General features: G+C 42.4%; 1 protein-coding gene. It reads right to left on the bottom strand.

Annotation, left to right across the window (positions count from 1 at the left end; translation table 11 throughout):
- Positions 1 to 335 (bottom strand): helical backbone metal receptor (locus AAEY62_RS21170; RefSeq protein ID WP_350636312.1); only part of this gene is annotated, 335 nt, incomplete at both ends.

Below are 335 nucleotides of genomic sequence, written 5' to 3' on the forward strand. Positions count from 1 at the left end.
TAATGTTACCGGTAAGTTTGCCTAGCATAAGCAACTCATCGGCAATGCCTGTAACTGTAGTTGGATCAGTTAAATAAAGCTTAATACCTAAGCGCTCTATTTGTGCTAAATCATCGCTTTGATTACCACTTTTCCACGCAATCACTATATCTGGCTTAAGGACTAAAAGCTTTTCGATTGAAATACCATAGTAACCGCCAATACGAGTAATACTTTTTGCCGCTGCTGGGTAGTCGGCGTAATCAACTGTGCCAACAATATTATCTCCCGCGCCTATTGCATACAGGTTTTCTACTATGTGCGGAGCTAGTGCCACAATACGCAGCGCTTTAGCC

It is taken from the genome of Pseudoalteromonas sp. GW168-MNA-CIBAN-0100 (assembly GCF_040309225.1).
In the GTDB taxonomy this organism is placed as follows: domain Bacteria; phylum Pseudomonadota; class Gammaproteobacteria; order Enterobacterales; family Alteromonadaceae; genus Pseudoalteromonas; species Pseudoalteromonas arctica.